Origin of the sequence: Bacillus sp. HNG, from assembly GCF_003400205.1 — a bacterium.
GTDB lineage: Bacteria > Bacillota > Bacilli > Bacillales > Bacillaceae_L > Ferdinandcohnia.
On the sequence record NZ_QUQV01000006.1, the window covers coordinates 166,786 to 184,708 of the forward strand.

Here is a 17,923-nt window from a genome sequence, read left to right on the forward strand (position 1 = left end):
CGTCCGCCTGAAGCGGAAATCACCGACATAAATAACAACAAAGTTTACGAAAATAGCCTTCATTAAATATATAAGGGAGGGAAGATTTATCATGACGAAAATTTATGGCCACCGTGGAGCAAAGGGGATTTATCCAGAAAATACGTTACTTAGTTTTAAAAAAGCGATTGAGCAAGGTGTTGATGGGTTGGAATTAGATGTCCATTTGACACAAGACGGGGAAGTTGTAGTGATCCATGATGAAACAATGGACCGGACAACAAGTGGAGTAGGTTGGATTATGAATTTAACCTTAGCTGAAATCAAAAAATATAGTGCCGGAAGACCGTTTACTCACTTTGGTGAATATGAAGAAGCTTGGGACAAAGAACGGGTACCGACATTAAAAGAGGTTCTAGAACTATTGGCTCCTTATGATATTGAACTTAATATCGAATTAAAAACAAGTTCAGTACCTTATGAAGGAATTGAAGAGAAAGTTCAAAATGTCGTTGAACAATACGCAAAAAATCGGAAGGTGATTTATTCTTCGTTCCATTTGCCGACCATTTTAAGAATGAAGCAGCTTAATCCAAGTGCCAAAATAGCATGGTTACTCAATAATAGTATTTCCCTTCCGTACGATTATATCAATACGTTAGAACTGGAAGCACTGCATTTAAACAAGTCCATTCTTTTACCTAAGACTGAAATTTTTCAACAGCTACTACAATTAAGCAAACAATTTCCAGTGCATCTACCAATTGAAGTCATTCATTATCTTAACAATCGGGCAAATGAGGACTACGGATCATGCTTGCAAGGTCTTTACGATAAAGTAAGAGTTTGGACTGTCAATGATCCAAATGAAATAGAAAAATTACTAAGATTGCAAGTCGAAGCAATTATTACCGATTATCCTGAAAGGGCAATACGGATAAGAAATCAACAAATGAAGTATGTATAAAGAAGATAAAGGGGACGCAGGGACAGGTACTGCGTCCCATTTTGTGCCTTTTGGGACAACGAACCTGTCCCTCTGTCCCGCATATTAAAGCAAATTATAAGAAATAATAGGATGGGTAAGAGATGCGATGTTACTTTACCATTAAATATCATCGAAAAAGGAGAATGTAAAATTGTCAAATGTAAAATTAGCAGTCATTTTTTATAGTATGGGTGGAACAAATTATCAGTTATCAAAATGGGCAGAAGAAGGAGCTAAAGAAGCTGGGGCTGAAGTTAAAGTATTAAAGGTTCAGGAATTAGCTCCTGAGTCTGTCGTCCAGGGAAATGAAGTATGGAAAGCAACCGTTGAAGCAACAAAGGACGTTCCAGTGGTCACATCGGATGATATTGAATGGGCAGACGCGATCATCTTCAGTGTTCCGACACGTTTTGGAAATATGCCTTCACAAATGAAACAATTTCTTGATACTCAAGGTGGACTTTGGGCTACAGGAAAAACAGTTAATAAAGTTGTAAGTGCGATGACGTCTGCTCAAAATCCACATGGTGGACAAGAAGCGACAATCCTTTCTTTATATACAAGTATGATGCACTGGGGAGCAATTATTGCTGCTCCTGGTTATACAGATCCAGTATTGTTTGGAGCGGGTGGAAACCCGTATGGAACAAGTGTTACAGTTGGTCAAGATGGAAAAATGATTGAAGACGTACAAGCAGCAGTGAAACATCAAGCAAAACGTACCGTTACAGTAGCGGAATGGGTGAAAAAAGCAAATCAATAAAAAACATGAATTTGAGACCTTGAGTAGTGGTATATTCGGGGTCTCTTTTTTTGTGGGGTTTATTATGTTTAGTTGGAAAAATATTGACAATTCCTCTAGGTGCTATTATCGTAATATAATTATTTGTGTGGTTTTTCATTAGGGGGATAGATACAGCATGAAAAAGAAAAGACAGCTAATCGGAATTATAACAACATTGATAATTGCTGTAATAATAATTGCAATTACATTTGCGATAGGGAGCAACGATACAGTTGCAACCACCAAAAAGGTAAAAGAAGAAAAAACAACGTCTGCTCCAGTAACAGGCGAAATAGATGAGGATATAAAAGAGGAAGAAATAGTTACCAATAAAAGTGAGGAAGCGGTAAACGAGGAAATTCAAAAAGAAAATAAGGTAAAAGTTGATACAGAAAAGACAGAGGATGAGACTATTGTCACTTCTTCTATTTTAGAAAAGCCTGTCACCCAATATGTTAATGTTAGCTCTTTAAACATGCGTAGCGGGGCAGGTACGCATTATCCAGTTGTTATAGCTGTTACGCAAGGACAAGCCCTTATCGTTAGTGAGGTTACAGATTCTTGGAGCAAAGTGAAAATGAATGATAAAACCGGCTGGGTGTATAGTGAATACTTATCCGAGACAAAACCTGTTGGTGAAAAAAGCGTTGTGGGTGCTACACCGGCCCCATCTACAACTACTGTAACGAAACCTGAAAAAAGTGGGAATATAGCTGATACATTAAAAACGGTTAATGGAAACCAACAGCTTATTCTCGTAACTACGAATGGATACAACACCAATCGGGCAACGATTCAAGCGTTTGAGAAGGATGAAAGTGGAAAGTGGAATCTGTTCCTGAACACAACTGGCTATATCGGGAAAAATGGCTTCACAGCCAACAAAAAAGAAGGCGATGGTAAATCACCTGTAGGAAAATATACGATCGGAACAGCTTTTGGACAAAAAGGAAATCCGGGTACAAAGTTACCATTTCGAAACATAACAAATGATGATGTATGGGTAGATGATCCAGAGTCCCCACTTTACAACTCCTGGCAGTCAAGAAATGCAACCCAAGGTCAGTGGAAAAACGCAGAGAATATGATGCATCGTCTATATACCTATGGATTTGTGATCAACTACAATACAGAGAGAACTCCCTATAAAGGAAGTGCGATATTCTTCCATGTTGGCAGTGGTTATACATTGGGGTGTACTGCAACATCGGAAGCGAATGTAATTAAACTTTTGAAGTGGTTAGATCCCGCAAAAAATCCTGTTATTCTTCAGACTCCGGTACAAGAGCTGAACAAATACTAAACTGCTAATGAAAGGGTCTGATCCTTGTGACAGTAAAACAGTCACAGCGGCAGACCCTTTTTTTTGAGGGAATAGAACTATTTAACCAATTAAAAAGCCTAATTTCCCGATTGAGAAATTAAGCTTCTTTTAGAAAAATCTATTCTTTATTTAAGTTTGCTTGCATCGTTGCTATTCTTTACAGGGTGTGTTTTGCTATGTTTTTCATTTTTTACATGAATTTCATTAACAGAAACAGTGCCGCTTACTTCGTTACCAACTAAAACGAGTGGGTTTCCAGTTGGACTTTCATTATGGGCAATAAATTCAAGTCCTTCAGGTGCTACATCACCAGCTATCGCTTGCGAAAAATCTCTAGTATTAATATAGTTTGCAAACTGCGGATTCTGTGGGGCGGTAATGTTGTAGGTCATGACTCCACCAATTCTTTCAAGTCCTACAAATGCATATACTTGATTTCCAATCATACCAACTTTCACATCTTCAGGCTCAGGTCCCTTTTTGGAACTGCGCTTCTCAAACGCGTCATCGTCGTTAGACCAGTTAAAACCTTCTGGTAAAAGTTCCGCTGTGATCGTTTCGAAATCACTACCACTATCGTAGACAAGTTCCATTGTATCTGCATTCCAAATCGAGAAAGAGCGTCCTCCTAATGTATAAATGGCATCATTTCCACGATCTGTTAATACTTCAAGCTTATCATAGTCAGTTGAAGCTTTCATTCTATCAAATGCAGTCTGTGCTTCTTCTGCGGTCATTCCTTTAAACAGACTTGTGTTAAGTGTAATATTATTTTTTACAACTTTAAAATCTTCGACATTGATAAAAGTTGAGTCATCCTCAGGCCACTCTGTGGCATCGCCTTCGTTAGCTGTAATAAGATAATCGACGCCACGAATAGTTACATGTGCAATTCCATCTGGCATATAAGCTCCTAAAATTGGAAGTCTTTCAAATTCGATTTTACCATTTCTGACTGCATCCAATTCATTTCCTGACATGGAATGGTCTTTATAACCAAGAGATTTAACAGATAGAACTTTGCCTTTTTTAATATCAATAGTAGCAATGGCATTATTTTCTTGTAGGGTAACATATGCTTTTCGGTTATCTTTTGAAATAGCGATGTATTCAGGTTCAAAATCTCTACGGGCATCTTCTTTTGTACCATTGTTACGAATATGCACATCATCATCAATCACACTTGTATCATCAAAAGTGAGCTGTGTAACTTTCCCAGAAGTAGTGTCAACAATTGTAATCGATCCTTCGGGGTCCTTCGCATTAAGACCTTCACGGGGTTCCCCTTCGTTTGCTGATAAAATATACTTTCCATTTGATGTGATTTTAACCATGTCAGGTTGTACACCTGCATCAAACGTTTTTTGAACTTCCCCATTTTGATTCATGACAACAATTTTTCCGTTTTTGGTATAATCCGCTTCTTGAACGGCTGCAACAATTATATTCTGAGGGCTATTAATATCAATGCTTGTTAAGTCTCCATATGTAAACGTATCGGAGTTCACGACGTCTGCAATGTTAATAGATTTTTCTTTTTGCAGTTCTTGTACAGTGCCTGTAGATGCTAATTCTTTAAGACTCACAATATCAATTGTCTGTCCATGACCATTAATCGCGTAAAATTTTTGGTTGGCAGCATTATACTTAACAATTTCAGCAACCCCGCCATCCTCATTGGTTACACCCATACTATAACCTGCAATTTTTTTAATTCCGTTTGAATTAGGAATGTCCGTTTTTGCATGTGCAAGGTTACTGTTAATTGGGCTTACTGAACTTATTAAAAACCCGGCTAAAAGAATTTTACTGAACATTTTAAGCTTTGTATGGTTCTTCATCTATTTGCCTCCACGTTTTAATTTCTGCCTAAATCCAAGATAACTCGACAGTTATAAAAATAGTAACCTAGCAATATTTCAAGAGTATTTAGTATATGTTAAGAATGTTTAGATTCCTTGTTAAAAGATTGTAAGGGTGAAGAGAAACGTGAACAATTGACTTTGCTATTCTTACTCTATTTTTTCGTAGAGGAAATCTAAATTAATTGAAATGAACTATTTTATAGAAACATATTAAAGTGGAAATACATAAGTTTATCTATACCGTTTGAAGTAATTGATGGGAAAGGAAAACTTGAACTGTAAATAGACTTTGTTAGAGAAAGTAAAAGATTTTTGTGCTTAAGTTATGAGTACTACAGTAATCTCCAAAAGTCTGAACATAAAGCATGTATAAGCATTGAGTGTTACCAGTAATCTCCAAAGGTCTGAACATAAAGAGTGTATAAGCAATGAGTATTACCAGTAATCTCCAAAAGCCTATACATAAATGGTGTATAAGCAATGGTTATTACCAGTAGTATCCAGAAGTCTATACAAAAATGGTGTATAAGCAATGAGTATTACCATAAATCTCCAAAAATCTATGTGAAAATGGTGTATAAGCAATGAGTATTACCAGTAATCTCCAGAAGTCTATGCAAAAATGGTGTAAAAGCAATGGTTATTACCAGAAATCTCCAAAAGTCTATACATAAATGGTGTATAAGCAATGGGTATTACCAGTAATATCCAATAGTCCGCATATAAATAGTGTATAAACTGTTAGTTTTACCAATAATCTCCAAAACTCCAAATATAAAAAGTGTTTATGTGCCAAGGGTTCTATCATCATACTCAAACTCATGAACGAACTATGACTAAATAACTAAAAGTTCCCTCTTTTAAAAATTTTTGGATAAAGTGATTGACAGAATGTAAAATTCCATGTAATTTAATATCAACAAACAACAACTTAATTACCTATTGATTCTTATCCAGAGAGGCGGAGGGACTGGCCCGACGAAGCCTCGGCAACAGACATTATGTACTGTGCCAATTCCAGCAAGCGTTAAGCTTGAAAGATAAGAAGAGTGTATTTGAACTATGCATGTATGCCCTCTTCTTGTTAGAAGAGGGTTTTTATTTTGGCCAAAATGAATATTTGCCATACTGGTCAACCAGTGGCAATGAAATGATCTACATCTTTTACAAGGAGGAGTGACATGGCAAAACTTGATGAATCCAAAGTGACACATATTTTATCAACCTTGGAGAACCTGGAATTTGGATCTGTTGTGATTACCGTCCACAATGGGGAAATCACGCAAATTGATGCGACGGAAAAGAAGCGTTTTACATTACAAAAACCCACATCATCCCAAAAACAAACCACGAAAAAGTAATTTGCCGATTAGACCACTAAAGGCATCTTTATTTTCAAAGCGTCCATGATTGACGTTTTGAATAAAGATGTCTTTTTTATTTCCTTTTTTCTTTGGAAGGGGGAGGTTGATGTTCAAAAACTTATAAGAAAATGATTTCAATAAAAAGGAGAAAGGAAGATCAAAATGAGCGAAATCGTTATTTTATCGGGAAGTCCTTCAGAAAGTTCTAGAACAGATTTGGTTCTACAGTTTGTAGGGAAAAAGCTTAAACAGGAAGGTTTTACAATCACATATGTATCCGTGAGAGATATTCCTTCTGATGACATATTTAATCTGAAGTTTGATAGTCCAGCCCTTAAGGATCTAACTTCATTAATCCAAGGGGCAGAAGGTGTGATTGTAGGATCGCCCGTTTACAAGGCAGCGTACACAGGAGTGCTGAAAGCTGTACTAGATTTGCTGCCACAAGATGTGTTAGCAAGAAAAACCGTTTTGCCAATTATGACAGGCGGAAGCCAAGCGCATTTACTAGCAATTGACTTCAGCCTCAAACCATTATTGGCCGCATTAAAGGGGCAAAGCCTGCAGGGAGTTTACTTCCAAGATTGCCAAATCGATAAAACACAAGTGGTTACCCCTATTACAGATGTAAATGTGTTAGAAAGATTGAAAAAAGAGCTTTATTACTTTGTTGAAGCAGTCAATCAGAATAAAGCTTTTGCTTTAAAACATTAATAAAAAAGGAGCTAATAACAATGGCAAAGAAAAGAATTTATTTAAATGCATTTGATATGAACTGTGTGGGCCATCAATCTCCAGGTCTGTGGACACATCCAGAGGATCAATCACACCGCTATAAAGATAGTGAATATTGGATAGAACTAGCAAAGCTTCTAGAAAAGGGTCGATTCGATGCGATTTTTCTAGCAGATGTACTGGGGCCGTATGACGTGTATCAAGGCTCTAGAGATGCCGCTATCCGTCAGGGTACCCAAACACCTGTAAATGACCCGTCTCTTGTTGTGCCATTAATGTCAGCGGTGACAAAGCATTTAGGATTCGGAGTTACGGCATCTGTCACACATGAGCATCCTTATACATTTGCTCGCAGGATGTCGACGCTGGATCATATTACAAAGGGGCGTGTCGGTTGGAATATTGTCACTTCTTACTTAAAAAGCGCCGCGGTGAATATGGGATTGGAAGACCAAATTAAACATGATGAACGGTACGATATTGCTGAAGAATATTTACAAGTTTGCTATAAGTTATGGGAAGGTAGCTGGGAGGATGATGCAGTTTTAGTAGACAAACAGAATCGAATTTTTGCAGACCCAAGTAAGGTCCATGATATCAACCATGAGGGCAAATATTTTAAAGTCCCAGGTTCCCACCTATGTGAGCCTTCTCCACAAAGAACGCCGGTACTCTATCAGGCAGGAACTTCCACAAAGGGTCGCGCTTTTGCTGGTCAAAATGCAGAGCTAATCTTTATTGGGGCACCGACTAAAAACGCTGCTAGGCATTCTGTAAAAAAACTCCGTGAAGAGGCAATAAAGGCAGGTAGGGCACCAGAGGAAATAAAAATTCTTACTTGTATTACTCCAATCGTGGGTCGAACTGAAGAGGAAGCACGTGAAAAGTACAATGAATATCAAAATCATGTGAGCTATGAAGGGGCACTCGCACTACTTGGGGGATGGACTGGAATTGATTTTTCAGAATATGGTCCCCATGAAAATCTTAAGTTTGTCAAAAATGATGCGATTCAATCGACAGTTGAAAACTTTACTAGAATTGATTCGGGTAAAAATTGGACGATCGATGAAATAAAAAAATACACGGGAATTGGTGGATTGGGTCCGGTCACGGTTGGAAGTCCAGAACAGGTTGCAGATGATTTGGAAAGTTGGGTAAAAGATACTGGAGTAGATGGATTTAACATTGCATATGCGATTACTCCTGGTACATTTAAAGATTTCATAGAACTCGTTGTGCCGGTTTTACAAGAAAGAGGTCTGGTCCGAAAAGAATACGAGGGCGACACATTAAGAGATAGCCTATTTGGTCAAGGCAGCCAATTGCCTGCCCATCATCCAGGAAAACAGTACTCAAAAACTGCAGCCTTAGCAGTAAAGTAATACAAACTAGAAAAGCCTTCACCATCAAAGAAGGCTTTTCTAAATGTCTCTTTTAAGAGGAATTAATAGATAAATTGATGAATATAGTGTTTAACAGTTTACTATAGGGGGGATATTGATGGGTTTTATTGATGGGAAATATATTGAAGTCGATTCAGGGGTCGAACTATTCGTCCAAGATGTAGGGGAAGGAGAACCCCTTGTTTTCATCCCTGGCTTCACATTCACAACGGAGGTTTTTTCAAAGCAAATTGACTATTTTTCAAAAACGAACCGAGTCATTGTGATTGATCCAAGAAGTCACGGAAGATCGACTATCTCTCTTCATGGAAATGATTATGTTACACACGGAGCTGATTTAACTGCGGTTCTCCAAGCATTAAATGTGAAAACTGCAACACTTGTGGGCTGTTCGTTTGGTTGTTTTACGGTTTGGGAGTATGTAAAGCAAAATGGCTTTGATCATATTAAATCTTTAATATTTGTAGATATGCCGCCTAAATCCTTATCTGTCAATGATGATTGGGTGGAAGGGAAGCTAGATGATATTGCAGCCATTTACAATGCTTATTTACGTAATTCAGCAGGGCATCGCGAGTTCATAACAAGCTATATCACTCAAGTTATGGTGCAAAGAGAGCTTGAGAAAGAAGAGTTAACCTGGCTAGTAGAGCAATCATTGAAAACGCCATACTACATCGCAGGTAATTTATTTGCATCAGGTATGTTTTCTGATTATCGAGAGGAAGCAAAAAAGGCTAGTAAAGCTGTCCCTACTTTAACGATTGTCGCGGAGCACTGGGCGGATATTGCAGCAAAATACACAAACCAACTAACGCCTGAATCTCAAGTAAAAGTACTAGGAGGCCATATGATGTTTTGGGAGCATGAAGAAAAATTTAATGAGATTGTCCAAGACTTTTTGGATGAAAATTAGGGACCACAGGGACGGTTCCTGTGGTCCCTTGACCAAGGAATCTGTCCCTTTTTATCTTACCAACTTCCTTCGGTTTAAATAGACAGCTCCCAGAACAATAATGATTGCAAACCCGATTACGTAAATGATGTAGTGATTCATCATCATTTCAACCTTCATCCAATTCTTACCTAATTCATGTCCTAATGTAATAAATGTAAAGCCCCAAAAGATAGCCCCGGAGTATGCGAATATGGCAAATCTTTTAAAGTTTAAATAGTTTAATCCTGCAAGGTAAGCTGTAATATGACGAACACCAGGTATAAAATAACCGATAAATAATAAATACGGTCCGAATTTATTAAAAAGCTTGCTTGTTGTTTGAATTCTTTTTTCGGTTAGATGAAGTTTAGGTCCAAATTTCCGCAGAAACGGAATGCCTAATTTGATTCCTAAAAAATAGCTGATAGTGATACCAATAATTGATCCAATCGAAGCGCTTACTAAAGAAAGGGAATATGACATTTTACCTTGATAAACAGTGTATCCCACATATGTAAGTAGAATTTCATCAGGGAGTGGCAATCCAATGATCCCTGCAGCCAATACAATAATTAAGCCAAAATACCCATAATGCTCCAATAAATAATAAAATTGCTCTCCCATATTAAATATCCCTTTCCAAATACGTTGTACACGGGCAGTTTAACTGGTGCCGCTAGGACTATTGAATGACAACATCGTAACATAATTCCTAAGCCTATCATACTCTATTAAAAAGAGGGATGTAAACGTAACATGTTTTATTCATCTTAAGCTCTAAAAGAATGAGCCAATAGTCAGTGGTTCATGATCTATTGGCTCATTCATAGCGTTATTCAGCTTTTACTAGGATTTTAATGTGATTTCTTTCTTTAAGAAGACCTTCGAATCCTTCAGTAACGACGTCATCAAGTGTAATGCGTTTTGTTACTAGTTTTTCTGCTGGAAAATATCCTTTAGCCATTAAACTAATAACGGCAGGGAATACATCTCGATATCCGATAATGCCTGTTACTGTACGTTCTTTCATTACGATATTTTGTGGGTGGATAGAGGCCTCTGTTTCAAAAATGCTGACAATCATGGTCTCACCATTGTATTTTGTAGAGTTTATAGCTTGTACCAAGACAGGCGGTACCCCGGTAACTTCATAAGCAACGTCAACTCCACCGTTTGAAAGCTGTTGGATTTGCTCTACCACATCACCGTTATGTGGATTAATTCCAATTGCCCCTAGTTCTTCTGCCTTTTGTCTTCGTTGTTCAGAAAGCTCTACAGCATAGATTTCGGTTGCCCCAGCAGCTTTGAGGGCCTCGATTACTAATAAACCGATTGGACCTGTTCCGAATACGGCAGCTTTATCCCCTACTTGAAGCTTGCTTTGTTTCACCGCATGAAGGGCAACAGCGGCTGGTTCAACAAGTGCTCCTTGTTCATAGGATACTGTTTCAGGAAGCTTATGTAACATATGCTCAGGAACAGAAGCAAATTCAGAAAATCCTCCACCGCCTCCAGAAAGGCCATAGAATCCCATTTTATCGCAAAGGTTATATTTCCCTTGTTTACAAGCCTCACATTCCCCGCAAGAATAGATTGGCTCAACTGCAACACGGTCACCAACCTGTACCCTTGTAACGCCTTCACCAATTTCAACCACTTGACCTGAGAACTCATGTCCCATTACAATTGGCGCTTTATCGCCGGTTAGCGGATGCGGAGTTTCAGCTGGAATAAAGATAGGCCCTACTGTATATTCGTGTAAATCACTTCCACAGATTCCGCACCATTCTACTTTGAGTTTTACCTCACCTTTTTTCGCTTTTGGTTCTTGAATGTTTTCTAAACGTAAATCTTTTGCCTTGTACCATCTAAGTGCTTTCATGATCCTCAACCTTTCAAAAATAGAATAGTAGATTCTCAAATACAATATCAGCATAACATTCATTTTGTGAAAAAAATGAAAAGAGTATTAAAACTTTGTGAACTTTTTCACAAAGCGACCAAAGGGACGGTTCTTGTGGTTCCATTATGAATGAAACTTATTAAGATAAAATCACGTCTAAAAAAGAAAAAGGGGTGCTTCATGCGTATTTTAGCTCGTGCCATTTTGTTAACCTGTTCATTTTTATTTTTAGTAGTAACTAGCGTTTCGGCCACAAGTTGGGCGGAATTAGAGCTACAAGAGGTACTCGATCGTGCAGAAGTAATTGTGATGGGGCAGTATGACTTTTCCAGCAAGCCAAAACGTGGTGAGTCCGTTTTTCGAGGGCGAGTATTCAAGGTTAGTAGTGTGTATAAAGGGGATGTTACGAGCCCGTTAACGGTAGGTATTGATCCTTATGATGTAGGTTGGGCAGAGGAATTCCAAGATAGGGGTGGCGTGTTTCTTTTATTTTTAGAAGAAAGTGAGAATGGTAAATTACTTCTTCCGGTAGGTGGACCGAATGGCATGATAGAAGTGTTGGACGGAAAAATTGAGGAGCGGGATGACGAAAAAAATGCTTTTTTCGAAGAATTTCTCAAAGAAACGCCGACAAAGACATTTGAAATAACAAATGTCAAACATCATGATAAGCTAAACTTTCCCTTATTTTTAATTGTAGCCGCTTTTGTCATTCTATTCATTCTACTATATCTGAAAAAGAGGAAATCTATCCAATAATCCTCCCCTCATGTCGAAAGTAACGGGTTTGGTTAATGGGAAATAACATATCAAAGTACATATTTTTACCATCTACTTTAGTGGATGTAATACCTTAGTAATTAGCAAACAAACGTTTAGATTTTTTCTAAGCGTTTTTTGTTTGGAAACAATTCATTTATCTTCGCTTTAATTCGCCAGAAATCAAGAATAAATAGTAAAAAATACTTAGAGGAGAAGTGAAAAGTTTGCCGAGGCTATTAGAGATTAAAGATTCATTTAAAGGAGTGATTAATTATGAAAAAGTTCCTAATAATAATGGTATTGAGTTCTCCTTGTTGTGAAAAGTGAGTATTTCAAATTAAAAAGGAACATTCTAATGCAGGAGGGGTATCCACTGTAATTAGTTACAGGAATCCATAAGTGTTCCACTTTTTAGATAATAAACTATGCAAATGGAGATGATTGTATTGGCTATGTTTATCGGCTTAATCAGTTTTGTAGGAATGATTGTATTTCTTATCTTAGGTATTGTTGGGGCATTTAGGAAGTCTAAGAAAACGAAGAGGAACTTTATTATAACAGGTGTATGTTTTGTATTGTTAATCGCTGCTCTATCATTTAGTGGTGAGCCGTCTGAAACTGATCAAGCAGAATCCCCAATAACAGAAACAGAAAAAGACGAAGTTGAGCAAGAAGAACCAACGGAAGAGGAAGTAGTACCTGAAGTTGAAGAGAAAGAAGAACCAGTAAAAGAAGAACCCGAACAACCTAAAGAAGAAGTGAAAGAAGAACCTCAATTAACGGTTTCACAACAAAATGCTATTCGTCATGCCGAAAACTATATTTCGACAATGCCATTTTCAAAGACTGGTCTTATTGAACAATTAGAATATGAAGGATATTCCACAGAGGATGCCACTTTTGCAGTTGATCATATTGAAGTAGATTGGAGAGAACAAGCGGTGAGACATGCCAAAAATTACAATGACACAATGCCAATGTCAAGGCAAGGTTTAATTGACCAATTGATGTATGAAGGGCACAGCCAAGAGGATTCGACATATGCAGTTGAACAAATCGGGCTTTAAAAAGTGAAGGGAAGGGGGTATTTTAAAAAGCAATATAACTATTCTGAGTAGTTCGCTCTTCGGTTTTAAAAATGATGCAATAAATAGTAAAGCAGAGGAACATTACCTCTGCTTTATAGTATTCTTTTTATGACATCTACAATTGAGAAAACATATCAATGATACAAAGTTAATATTAGTCGCTTTAGACCTTTACTCTACCTTTTCCCACGAAACATTGAAAACTTTTCTCCATAGTAAAAGCAAAGTCAGTACGGCTAGGGCAAGATAAATATAGAGTCCATATGGAAAAAGCATGCTGATTATATGCAGTCCAGCAAAGAGACCGGCTACAAGCATTAGCATAAAAATAATGGCTCCATTGCCTGAACTATAGGTTTCAAACGACCTGGAAAAAGGAAGGGATTTTTCCAAAATGGAAAAGCAAATCACTGCATAGATCATCGCACTAACAAAGACAAGTATCAGGTCAGGAATAATCCTTACTCCGTAAATAGGAATAAACACAATACAGAGTATGAAATAAATGGGCATATATAGATTTACAATAAAAGCCTTCATCGTTCCACTAAAAATAGGTTTTAGGTTTTTTAAAGGTGTGAGCTTATATACCCAAGCTCCTTTATGCGTTCCTGAGTACTTTAGCGTGATGATAACAGTTGGCATCATCAACAAGCTAAAATAGATATTCAAATAGGATTTGCCTTCTCTAATCAGGTTAAAAGACTGCAAACTAAAATCATCCATAAATGTGAATAAAAAAATAAAAGGGATTACGATAGAAAATCCTAAAGAAGGATAGACCCTTAATTTAAACTCTCTTTCATTTTTAAGCATGAGACTAGAAAACTGATAGAAAACTCTTTCCTCTTTTGTTGGACAAATAAACTTTCTAAAAGATTCTCCCAACTTAAGACGTTTTTTTATTCTCCCTTTATTATGTTGAGAAAGCTTTTGAAGATTTCTCTCAAATGAAGGAGTAAGCTTTGCGTATATCCAAATCGAAACAAATGGAACTACGATACCTAGCCCTGCTAGTAAAAAATAAAAAGGTTGAGAGCCTCCGTTCAAGAACAGCTCCATAATAACACCGTACCAAATAGGAAAAACAAGGATATGCCACCATGCTGGTTCAAGGCTAATCGACAGGTCGACAATTTCAAAGGACCTGATGAGAAGCTGGTAGCCAATCATTATCGAAAAGGACAAGCCGATTTGGACATAATTGATAAGATCCTTTAGTTTTTCTCCATCAAAAAATTGAAGGATGATTACATATATCAACGCCGTCAATGCAATAATCAATAAATCTATTAAAATGACATTTAAAAGCGCAATAAGAAAAAACACAATACCATGTCTAAAAAGTCCTGCAACAATCGAAGGACCCGTCAAGGCAATCGTCATCAAAGATAGATAAATCACGATATGTGTGAGTTTCGCCGCACTGATAGTCTTTCGATCAATTGGCTTAGGATAAAGAATATTTCTGTCACGAATATCTAGGAGCACTGACGAAAAATCAGAAATCATGGAGGTCATTAAGAAAAAGATAATCAATCCAAAGACAAGGCTCATTTGAAAAAGGTAATTGTCTCCCATAATGGTAAAAGGAATTAAAAAGAGCCCGAACAAAACATAGATCCACAAGGATAACATATAATGATTTTTATCTCTTTTATCCTTTTTATTATTTTGTGAGAAAATGGTTGGCACACGACGTCGGTCCATCACGAGTTTCGCCTGTAGAATTTTCCGCATCACTCGATAATCAATACCAAAACGAGTAAAGACTTTTTCAAAACGATCCAGTAGTTTTAATGAAGGAAAGTCCTGCATATCACACCTCACCAACAATGGATACAAAACGTGAAGCAAGTTCTGTATGCTCGTTGAATCCCGTCAATTGGTTGAAAATCCCTTCTAAAGAGCCTTCCTTATTTTGTACCTTTAATTCCTCGAATGTTCCGTCAGCCGCAATCTTTCCGTCATGGAGAAGAATGATCCGACTGCTTATTTTTTCAACGACATCCATGATATGTGAAGAATAAAAAATGGTTTTTCCCTGCTGTGCCAGCTGCGCCATGATTTCTTTAAAAACCATGACACTGTTTGCATCAAGTCCGTTTATCGGTTCATCAAAAAAGAGAAGTTCAGGATTATGTAATAAGCTTGAAATAATCAGGAGCTTTTGTCGCATTCCTTTTGAATAGGAAGCGATTCTCGAATGATATACCTCCCCAATTCCAAACAACTCCATTAGGTTTTTGGCTTTATAGTCAGCTAGATCATAGTCAAGACCATATAATTCACCAATAAAAGTGAGGTACTCTTGCCCGGTTAGACTGTCATAGACATCGGCAATTTCTGGCACATACCCAATCTTCTGTTTGTATTCCATATTGCCATCTAAAATACTTTGGCTGAAAATCTTTACTTCACCCTGAAAGTCTTCTTCAATTCCTAATATGATTTTTACTGTCGTGCTTTTTCCCGCACCGTTTGGTCCGATATATCCGATGATTTCGCCCTTATTTACTGTAAAGGAAACCCCTTGAAGAACAGACTTGCTGCCATACCTTTTTTGTAAATTATCAATCTCCACAATGGCTTCAGTCATTCCATCAGCTCCATAACTATTAGTTTTTTCCTATTTTACCATATTTAGAGAATTAAATTTAGAGATAAAAAAACTACCCTCTCATCCTGATTAAGGTAGTTAAGGGACAAAGGGACAGGTACAGTGTCCCGCCATCGTGCAACTGTTGGAGCCACAGGAACCGTCCCCGTGGCTCCTATGACCCTACAAATGGATTTCGTTCTTTTTTTGTTGTAACATATATTGGGTAATGTAAAAAGATGTGCGATGTAATGGTTAAATTATAAATAAATGCCAATAGTGTGCTAAAATACACGCTAGATAACTTGTACATGTGTTATTCTTAATATATATATCATTGTTGGAGGTTTTTTAAAAATGCAACGAACTATAGATGATGAAAAAAATCCGAAAAAGCCTGTTCCTGCAACATATTCAAGAACAAATCCATTTCCTGCAAAGGTTCTTAAGAACATAAACTTAAATGGAGAAGGTTCAAATAAGGAAACCAGACATATTGAATTATCATTAGAAGGATCAGGATTTTCATACATTCCTGGCGATACCCTTGGAATTGCGCCTACCAATGATCCAGAATTAGTTGCAGCCATACTTGAAGAGATGAAGTGGGAAGCAGAAGAAATCGTAACCGTTGGTCGTCAAGGAGAGTCCATGCCGCTTAAAGAAGCGCTGGAAACGTACCTTGATATTACGTTACTTTCAAGAAAGATTTTACAAACTGCAGCAGACTTCACAGACAACGAGAAGCTCCAAAAGCTTGTGGAAGACGCGGCGGCTGTGAAAGAATATTGCGATGGTCGTGACTTACTTGATATGTTACGTGATTTTGGTCCATGGAAGGCTCCTGCTCAAGAAATCGTAGCTTTATTACGAAAAATGATACCAAGACTTTATTCCATTGCAAGTAGTTTAGCTGCACATCCAAATGAGGTTCATTTAACAATCGGTGCTGTTCGTTATACAGCTCATGGACGTGAACGCAAAGGAGTTTGCTCCGTTCAATGTGCGGAACGTGTTCAAGAAGGTGATACTCTTCCAGTATTTGTTCAAGTGAATAAACACTTCCATTTACCTGAGACTTTTGATAAAGATGTGATTATGGTTGGACCTGGAACTGGTATTGCGCCATTCCGTTCATTTATCGAAGAACTTGCTAACAATAAAGCAACAGGTCGTTCTTGGTTATTCTTCGGAGATCAGCATGAGGCGACTGACTTCTTATATCAAAATGAATTAGAGAAATACCAACAAGACGGAATTTTAACCAAACTTGATGCTGCATTCTCTCGTGATACAGAGCAAAAAGTATATGTACAGCATAAGATGCTTGAGCACAGCAAAGAATTATTCGAATGGATTGACAATGGTGCTTATTTCTATGTGTGTGGAGATAAAGACCATATGGCAAAAGACGTAAACGAAGCTCTTCTTACCATCATTGAACAAGAAGGCGGCATGGACAGAGAAGCGGCAGAAGCTTATTTAAAAGACATGAAAACACAAGGACGTTACCTACGTGACGTATATTAATATATAGTTTGAAAATAGCCCTTCACCATGTGTGAGGGGCATTTTCTTTTCAGCTATCGTTTATAAGGGGGGCAGGGTCATTGAACAATTCCAACTTACTCAGAAATTCCCTCAATTCCTTCCTAGCCCGGTAGATTCTTGTTTTAACCGTGCATGGCTTAAGGTTGAGGATGTGGGCAATTTGGCTTTCTTGTAAACCATGCCATATTTTAAGAGTGAGAACGTCCTGGTATTCTTGTTTCAGCTTCAGGGTAGCTTGATGGATTTGCTCCATTACAATGGTCGTTTCAACTTCCTCTTCCACATTTTGCTTCATTGTTTTCCCTAGGCATTCGATTAATTCATGGTCCATCGGGGTCCCTTTCTTATTTCTCTCCATCCTAACAAAATCAATTGCTGTTCTTGTTGCAATGGAAGACAACCAGGCTCCCATTTTACTTTTGTCTTCGAGTGTATCCATTTTTTTGATCGCTTTAATGAATGTTTCGTGAACGACATCTTCTGCTGTATGGATATCCCTCGTGATCGAATAACTAATTCGAAACAGCCGAGTATTGTATTCGTGATAAATCTTTGAAAATTCCATAGAAATTCACCCCCTTTGGTACAGGATAGAGAGGAAGATTCACTACAAAACGTGGGTCAATGAACCTGTCCCT

Annotated in this window: 16 protein-coding genes and 1 riboswitch; of the genes, 10 read left to right on the forward strand and 6 right to left on the reverse strand. The window is 37.6% G+C overall.

What is annotated here, in order from left to right; translation table 11 throughout:
- Nucleotides 1-91 precede the first annotated feature (91 nt).
- From DZB84_RS12985 to DZB84_RS12995, 3 genes are all read left to right on the forward strand, one after another.
- Nucleotides 92-946, forward strand: a complete 855-nt coding sequence (locus DZB84_RS12985; protein ID WP_116352688.1) for a glycerophosphodiester phosphodiesterase — start codon at nucleotides 92-94, stop codon at nucleotides 944-946.
- Between the two features lie 172 nt (nucleotides 947-1,118).
- A complete protein-coding gene (wrbA, locus tag DZB84_RS12990; RefSeq protein ID WP_116352689.1) occupies nucleotides 1,119-1,730 on the forward strand; it encodes an NAD(P)H:quinone oxidoreductase in 612 nt (203 codons plus the stop codon).
- 157 nt (nucleotides 1,731-1,887) lie between these two features.
- The gene (locus DZB84_RS12995) at nucleotides 1,888-3,054 is read left to right on the forward strand and encodes an SH3 domain-containing protein (protein ID WP_116352690.1); all 1,167 of its coding nucleotides are present in this window, start codon (nucleotides 1,888-1,890) and stop codon (nucleotides 3,052-3,054) included.
- A gap of 146 nt (nucleotides 3,055-3,200) precedes the next feature.
- Here the strand turns inward: DZB84_RS12995 and DZB84_RS13000 are convergent, their stop codons facing one another.
- Nucleotides 3,201-4,916, reverse strand: a complete 1,716-nt coding sequence (locus tag DZB84_RS13000) for a choice-of-anchor I family protein (protein ID WP_116352691.1) — start codon at nucleotides 4,914-4,916, stop codon at nucleotides 3,201-3,203.
- A 970-nt stretch (nucleotides 4,917-5,886) separates the two neighbouring features.
- Nucleotides 5,887-5,987: riboswitch (SAM riboswitch) on the forward strand.
- Between the two features lie 134 nt (nucleotides 5,988-6,121).
- Between DZB84_RS13000 and DZB84_RS13005 the strand changes: the two genes are divergently transcribed.
- The 4 genes from DZB84_RS13005 to DZB84_RS13020 all read left to right on the forward strand — a co-directional run bounded on the left by DZB84_RS13005 (nucleotide 6,122) and on the right by DZB84_RS13020 (nucleotide 9,361).
- The gene (locus DZB84_RS13005; protein ID WP_116352692.1) at nucleotides 6,122-6,301 is read left to right on the forward strand and encodes a YezD family protein; all 180 of its coding nucleotides are present in this window, start codon (nucleotides 6,122-6,124) and stop codon (nucleotides 6,299-6,301) included.
- 165 nt (nucleotides 6,302-6,466) lie between these two features.
- Nucleotides 6,467-7,018: an NADPH-dependent FMN reductase gene (ssuE, locus tag DZB84_RS13010; RefSeq protein WP_116352693.1), complete on the forward strand. Its 552-nt coding sequence runs from the start codon at nucleotides 6,467-6,469 to the stop codon at nucleotides 7,016-7,018.
- 20 nt (nucleotides 7,019-7,038) lie between these two features.
- Entirely contained in the window at nucleotides 7,039-8,424 is a 1,386-nt protein-coding gene (locus DZB84_RS13015; RefSeq protein ID WP_116352694.1) for an LLM class flavin-dependent oxidoreductase, read from the forward strand.
- 118 nt (nucleotides 8,425-8,542) lie between these two features.
- Entirely contained in the window at nucleotides 8,543-9,361 is an 819-nt protein-coding gene (locus DZB84_RS13020) for an alpha/beta fold hydrolase (protein WP_116352695.1), read from the forward strand.
- Between the two features lie 51 nt (nucleotides 9,362-9,412).
- Here DZB84_RS13020 and DZB84_RS13025 read toward each other — a convergent pair whose 3' ends face one another.
- Nucleotides 9,413-10,006, reverse strand: coding sequence for a DedA family protein (locus DZB84_RS13025; protein ID WP_116352696.1), 594 nt, complete (start codon nucleotides 10,004-10,006; stop codon nucleotides 9,413-9,415).
- A 208-nt stretch (nucleotides 10,007-10,214) separates the two neighbouring features.
- Nucleotides 10,215-11,264: a 2,3-butanediol dehydrogenase gene (locus DZB84_RS13030; RefSeq protein ID WP_116352697.1), complete on the reverse strand. Its 1,050-nt coding sequence runs from the start codon at nucleotides 11,262-11,264 to the stop codon at nucleotides 10,215-10,217.
- Nucleotides 11,265-11,465: 201 nt separating this feature from the next.
- Here DZB84_RS13030 and DZB84_RS13035 point away from each other — a divergent pair, with 201 nt between their 5' ends.
- Both DZB84_RS13035 and DZB84_RS13040 read left to right on the forward strand, forming a co-directional pair.
- Entirely contained in the window at nucleotides 11,466-12,044 is a 579-nt protein-coding gene (locus DZB84_RS13035; RefSeq protein WP_116352698.1) for a hypothetical protein, read from the forward strand.
- 455 nt (nucleotides 12,045-12,499) lie between these two features.
- Entirely contained in the window at nucleotides 12,500-13,114 is a 615-nt protein-coding gene (locus tag DZB84_RS13040) for an Ltp family lipoprotein (RefSeq protein ID WP_223254449.1), read from the forward strand.
- Between the two features lie 192 nt (nucleotides 13,115-13,306).
- On the opposite strand, the gene DZB84_RS13045 is transcribed toward DZB84_RS13040, so the two are convergent.
- The gene (locus tag DZB84_RS13045) at nucleotides 13,307-14,953 is read right to left on the reverse strand and encodes a hypothetical protein (RefSeq protein WP_116352699.1); all 1,647 of its coding nucleotides are present in this window, start codon (nucleotides 14,951-14,953) and stop codon (nucleotides 13,307-13,309) included.
- A gap of 1 nt (nucleotide 14,954) precedes the next feature.
- Nucleotides 14,955-15,734 (reverse strand): ABC transporter ATP-binding protein, encoded by a 780-nt coding sequence (locus tag DZB84_RS13050; protein WP_116352700.1) that lies wholly within the window; start codon nucleotides 15,732-15,734, stop codon nucleotides 14,955-14,957.
- A gap of 357 nt (nucleotides 15,735-16,091) precedes the next feature.
- On the opposite strand from DZB84_RS13050, the gene DZB84_RS13055 reads away from it, so the two are divergent.
- Nucleotides 16,092-17,264: a diflavin oxidoreductase gene (locus DZB84_RS13055; protein WP_116352701.1), complete on the forward strand. Its 1,173-nt coding sequence runs from the start codon at nucleotides 16,092-16,094 to the stop codon at nucleotides 17,262-17,264.
- 49 nt (nucleotides 17,265-17,313) lie between these two features.
- Here DZB84_RS13055 and DZB84_RS13060 read toward each other — a convergent pair whose 3' ends face one another.
- A complete protein-coding gene (locus DZB84_RS13060; protein ID WP_116352702.1) occupies nucleotides 17,314-17,850 on the reverse strand; it encodes an RNA polymerase sigma factor in 537 nt (178 codons plus the stop codon).
- Nucleotides 17,851-17,923: the final 73 nt, after the last annotated feature.

Excerpts from the sequence above, each read along its gene's own strand:
- DZB84_RS12985 (WP_116352688.1), top strand. The coding sequence starts at position 92 with ATGACGAAAATTTATGGCCACCGTGGAGCAAAGGGGATTTATCCAGAA.
- DZB84_RS12995 (WP_116352690.1), top strand. The coding sequence starts at position 1,888 with ATGAAAAAGAAAAGACAGCTAATCGGAATTATAACAACATTGATAATT.
- DZB84_RS13000 (WP_116352691.1), bottom strand. The coding sequence starts at position 4,916 with ATGAAGAACCATACAAAGCTTAAAATGTTCAGTAAAATTCTTTTAGCC.
- DZB84_RS13005 (WP_116352692.1), top strand. The coding sequence starts at position 6,122 with ATGGCAAAACTTGATGAATCCAAAGTGACACATATTTTATCAACCTTG.
- ssuE (WP_116352693.1), top strand. The coding sequence starts at position 6,467 with ATGAGCGAAATCGTTATTTTATCGGGAAGTCCTTCAGAAAGTTCTAGA.
- DZB84_RS13015 (WP_116352694.1), top strand. The coding sequence starts at position 7,039 with ATGGCAAAGAAAAGAATTTATTTAAATGCATTTGATATGAACTGTGTG.
- DZB84_RS13020 (WP_116352695.1), top strand. The coding sequence starts at position 8,543 with ATGGGTTTTATTGATGGGAAATATATTGAAGTCGATTCAGGGGTCGAA.
- DZB84_RS13025 (WP_116352696.1), bottom strand. The coding sequence starts at position 10,006 with ATGGGAGAGCAATTTTATTATTTATTGGAGCATTATGGGTATTTTGGC.
- DZB84_RS13030 (WP_116352697.1), bottom strand. The coding sequence starts at position 11,264 with ATGAAAGCACTTAGATGGTACAAGGCAAAAGATTTACGTTTAGAAAAC.
- DZB84_RS13035 (WP_116352698.1), top strand. The coding sequence starts at position 11,466 with ATGCGTATTTTAGCTCGTGCCATTTTGTTAACCTGTTCATTTTTATTT.
- DZB84_RS13040 (WP_223254449.1), top strand. The coding sequence starts at position 12,500 with ATGTTTATCGGCTTAATCAGTTTTGTAGGAATGATTGTATTTCTTATC.
- DZB84_RS13045 (WP_116352699.1), bottom strand. The coding sequence starts at position 14,953 with ATGCAGGACTTTCCTTCATTAAAACTACTGGATCGTTTTGAAAAAGTC.
- DZB84_RS13050 (WP_116352700.1), bottom strand. The coding sequence starts at position 15,734 with ATGACTGAAGCCATTGTGGAGATTGATAATTTACAAAAAAGGTATGGC.
- DZB84_RS13055 (WP_116352701.1), top strand. The coding sequence starts at position 16,092 with ATGCAACGAACTATAGATGATGAAAAAAATCCGAAAAAGCCTGTTCCT.
- DZB84_RS13060 (WP_116352702.1), bottom strand. The coding sequence starts at position 17,850 with ATGGAATTTTCAAAGATTTATCACGAATACAATACTCGGCTGTTTCGA.